Annotated in this window: 5 protein-coding genes and 1 pseudogene; all 6 read right to left on the minus strand. The window is 27.2% G+C overall.

Annotated elements, in window-relative coordinates; all coding sequences use genetic code 11:
* A partial coding sequence (locus tag Q8777_RS02350; protein ID WP_318749408.1) for an AAA family ATPase occupies positions 1 to 682 on the minus strand: 682 nt, incomplete at its 3' end.
* A gap of 67 nt (positions 683 to 749) precedes the next feature.
* Positions 750 to 920, minus strand: coding sequence for a hypothetical protein (locus tag Q8777_RS02355; RefSeq protein WP_318749407.1), 171 nt, complete (start codon positions 918 to 920; stop codon positions 750 to 752).
* Entirely contained in the window at positions 901 to 1,356 is a 456-nt protein-coding gene (locus Q8777_RS02360; protein ID WP_318749406.1) for a hypothetical protein, read from the minus strand. Before Q8777_RS02360 ends, Q8777_RS02355 begins: the two co-directional genes overlap by 20 nt.
* An 872-nt stretch (positions 1,357 to 2,228) precedes the next feature.
* Positions 2,229 to 2,465, minus strand: coding sequence for a hypothetical protein (locus tag Q8777_RS02365; protein ID WP_318749405.1), 237 nt, complete (start codon positions 2,463 to 2,465; stop codon positions 2,229 to 2,231).
* 167 nt (positions 2,466 to 2,632) lie between these two features.
* Positions 2,633 to 2,930, minus strand: a pseudogene (locus Q8777_RS02370) (HU family DNA-binding protein).
* A gap of 721 nt (positions 2,931 to 3,651) precedes the next feature.
* The gene (locus Q8777_RS02375; protein WP_318749467.1) at positions 3,652 to 3,954 is read right to left on the minus strand and encodes a sigma-70 family RNA polymerase sigma factor; all 303 of its coding nucleotides are present in this window, start codon (positions 3,952 to 3,954) and stop codon (positions 3,652 to 3,654) included.
* Between the last annotated feature and the right edge of the window lie 246 nt (positions 3,955 to 4,200).

Raw genomic sequence — 4,200 nt, forward strand, 5'->3', positions numbered from 1 at the left:
TAAATTGGTTCACAACATTCGCGATTTCTGTCCCTGCTTCTAACAGCTTTAAATCAGTAAAAATAGTTTCACATTCATCTAAAAAGATGATCGCTCCATTACACTCTTCTGCTACTAATCGGGCTATTGTAAATAAATCTTTGACCATTTGGGGAGCAACTCCTTTATATTTTTGGGAAAAGAACGAACTATTTATTTCAAAGAAAGGTAAATTGGTTTCTTTGGCGATCGCCCGCGCGAAAGTGGTTTTTCCTGTTCCTGGACAACCATACATTAAAATCCCAAACGGTGATTCTACTTCGCCAATGCCTTGGTAATTTTCAGGTTTTTTTAAATAATCGATAAATCCTTGAGCCACTTTTAATTCTTCTTTAAAACCAATTAATTTGTCAAAACCGATAAATTTTTGAGAGTCAGCAGGTTGAAAAAAGGTTTCGGGAGGCTGAGGATGAGAGAGGTTGGGAAGAGATTGGTTATTTGATAAAGATGGGGTTGGGATTTCAGTTGTTTTAACCCCGTTTGTTTTTAAGTTTTGGATTTCATATTCAGATTGAGCGATTTGTTGTTCGATTTCCATTAAAGCTTGTTGATGAATCCAAACATAAATTCCTAAAAAAACAGTGAAAAAGAAAAGAAAAATGGTTATTAATTTCGATATAGAAGTTGTTTTTGGTTTACTCATCTGAGCCTCCTTTCTGAAACCAAAAAAAGACTAAGTTATGATTAACTTAGTCTGGTTTCTTTTAAGATTAAGCAGTTTGAATAATTTTATTTTCAATTGTTTGACTGCCACCACTCCAAGCATTGCCATCTTGATCTACTAATTCATAGTCAATGATTAAATTTAAACAAGGATTTGTTTGGTTAATAAATTGTTTTTGTTCTAATTTGATTTGAATGTCAAAGATGTCCGTCTTCACTATTTAAAACCATTGGTAAACGTTTGGTATCATCATAGATGACCCCATTATTTTTAATCTCTAAATTGAAGTATTGATCAGGATTAGAAAAAGTATTTTCAGTATCATAGTTAGTGGTTATTTTAAGAAATAAAGGAACATTGATGTCAAAACCATTTTTGGTTAAAGTTGCTTGATGATTAATGGTAATAGTATGAATATATTTACTCGGATTTAAATTTGGCATTGGGATCGGGATTAAGATTTTATCTTCATTATTACCATCTATTCTTTTTACTTCAAAAATTAGTGCATCATTTTCATTCATTAATTTAATTTTTTCTTTCTTTTGTTGGGAAAAATAATTACGAAGAGCCCAAATCCCCCCAATGGTCAAAAAAGCACAAATGATAATGGTAAAAATAGTCAAAATTTTATTTTTGGTTTGAAAATGCATATTTTTTTTATTACTCCTTTGTTTTATTTTTTCTTTTTATTTTTTCTAGTTTTTTTCTTGGGATAAATGGTTGTTTTAAGATTACTACGGTCTTTAAAATAGGTACCACGATAAATTTCGGTCATCGCATCACTCATTATTAATCAGTTCCTTTCTTAAAATTTTTTTAAAAAAAGTCCTTTTTCAAAGGGACTTTAAATTAATTACTTGCCTTTTTTGATCATCTTTTTTTATGTCAGTTGTTAAGTTTGGTTTTTAACTTCTGGTTTGGTTAATTTTTCGACTTTGTAGGTGATTAATTCTTTAAAATTTTTGGGTTTCATAGTTCACCAAAGGAATTTTTTGCTCACAGAACTGAGTAAAGATGTATAAAAGGATGAATAAAATAATTAAACCATTTCTGCTTTTGTTGAACCAATTACTTTTTTCAGTTTTTACGAGAGTGGTAGTTATTTGCGATAGTTCCTCATTCCCTTGTGTTGGTTTATTTTTAAAGGATGTAAAGGATGAATGGGATTTTTTTATTTTTTTGTTTTTTGGCTATTTTTCTAATTTTCATTTCAAAACCTCCTTATTGATTTGATTTTTTTGTTATTTTTTTCAATTGATTTCTCTGTTTGAACCAGTTTTTTCATACATGAATCAATTTCTTCAGTTAAATAAGTTAAAATTTATCTTATCTTTTTATTCATGTTTTTTTAACCTACTTGTTTTTTTATTTATTTTTTTATTAAAAATTTTTTTTACTATTATTTTTTTCTAATTTTTGGATTCTTTTTATTATTTTGTTGAATTCAATTTTTAATATTTCACATAAGCAATTCCATAAATTTTGCATGCATAAAAAAATAATAAAAAGAGACAAACAACTTTTAAATTCCATCTGATGTTTCTCCCTTTTTCTCTTCTCTTTTTTCTTTTTTGTTCATTTTTTCTAATTCGGTCTTAATTTGTTTTAATTCTTGATAATTTTGTTCACTTTTTAATACTAATTCTTGGTGTTGCATTTCTTTTTTCATTTTTTTTTGTTCTAATAAAACCTGTTTTTTAGATTTAAAAAACAAACAAATAATAACATTTTTGAAAAAAATAATAATATTATCCAACAAATTAAAAAAGGTTTAAACCCTGAGTAAACAAAAACAGATAGAAAGACGGTGGTCATCATTTCATATCTGCGTTCTATAATTTCAGGTTTTGCAAAATCTTTAAAATATCTCCCTAAAAAAAGTAAAAATGGTTAAAAAACTGATCATTTCTTTTTTTCTTGTTTCAATTATTCTTCGAGGACTAAGGATTTGACTTCTTTTTTTAAATTACCTGCTACTTTAAAAAATAATACGTGTGGAAGTAGGAATTTTGATTTTTTTTCCTGTAGCAAGGTTGATGCCATTACGGGCGTTTCTTGTTTTTAAATGAAAAGTACCAATTTTAGGAGAAATGATAAATTTGGGTTGTTCGGTTGTAATAGCTTTGATGACTGTTTTTTCAAAATCGTTATAAAAAGTTTCTGTATTGGTAATAGATGTTTTAACAAGACTCGCAATTTTTTTGATTAGTTCTTTTTTGGTAATATAATCTCTTTCAATATTTTTTTTAATTTGTTTTTTTTTTTTTTTTCAACATAATTAATGCCTCCTTGTTTTGTTTAATTTATTTAATTGTTTTCGATGATAGCCAAAATTTAATAATTGAAAATCACTATAGCCAGCTTCTTTTAATTCTTCTAAAGAAATACCCGCTTCTTTGATTTCTTGTGCGTTTTCGAAACCACTAATCTCAAATGATTCTTAATCTTAATTTTTGAAAACCATTTCTTTTCATTTTTTTCTCCTTGTTTTTTTATTTAAATTAAATAACTTTTTTTTAAAAAGGAAAGAAAGAAGTATTTGGTAGGCTTACCAACAACTATTGAAAACAAAAAACTGTTCTCAAAGAGATCATTTCTTATTCTTGTTTTTTAAATATTTTCTTTAATTTTGTTAAAGCTTTATTTTTTATTTTTTCGACTTGCGTTTTTGTTAAAATTAACATTTTTGAAATATCAGAATTTGAATAGGACGGTTGATAATCATGGTTAATATTTCCTGATGTTATTCCAAAAACTAAACAAATAATTTTAAATTCAGTGTCACTTAAATTTTTTTTTAATTTCTTAATAAAAAATTCATGTTTTACTTCTTTTAACCATTATTGATGAGGGTTTAGATCTTTAGAAAATGTTAAAGGGGTGTTTTCTTCTCTGAATTCTTCGTTTTTGGTCTGTCTTTCTTCTTTCACTTTTCTTTTGGGGATCTAAGGAATATGACATTTTCTAATTAATTCTCTTAGATTAGATTTTATGATATCAATTGCATAATTAAGAAATGAATACCTAATATCTTCATATTTATGAAGAACTTTTGGCAATCCTAATATCCCTTCTTGAAATAAATCTTGTTTTTCGATTACTTTAGGATAATATTGAAAACTATGTACCATTTTCCAAACAAATTCTTCATAATTTTTAATAATTTTATCTCTGAGTTTAAGATTTTTTTTGTCTTTTAAAATTTGGTCATTCTTAGAGGCTGTTGTGTAGAAGGAGCAAAAAGATATCTAGTCTATGATCACATGGAGAATAACAACCTTTACCACACTTTCTTAGGTAATTTCATTTTAACCCTAATTTATTGAGTTAGAGCTTGTAATGAAGAAGAAGAAGAAGAAGAAGGCGGCCTCGAAATTATTATTATTAGTATTTAACTATTTATAGGTTCGGAGAAAAGTAGGATGAGATTCAAGTGGGAAGCAAGGACGGATGTGTCCATAGGTGTGGCCTCTGTTCTTGCTTTTCTTCATGAG

Origin of the sequence: Candidatus Phytoplasma stylosanthis, assembly GCF_032886435.1 — a bacterium.
Taxonomy (GTDB): domain Bacteria; phylum Bacillota_I; class Bacilli_A; order Acholeplasmatales; family Acholeplasmataceae; genus Phytoplasma; species Phytoplasma stylosanthis.

Bases quoted from the DNA above. Each gene is read 5' to 3' on its own strand.
- Q8777_RS02360 (WP_318749406.1), bottom strand. From the start codon at position 1,356: ATGCATTTTCAAACCAAAAATAAAATTTTGACTATTTTTACCATTATC.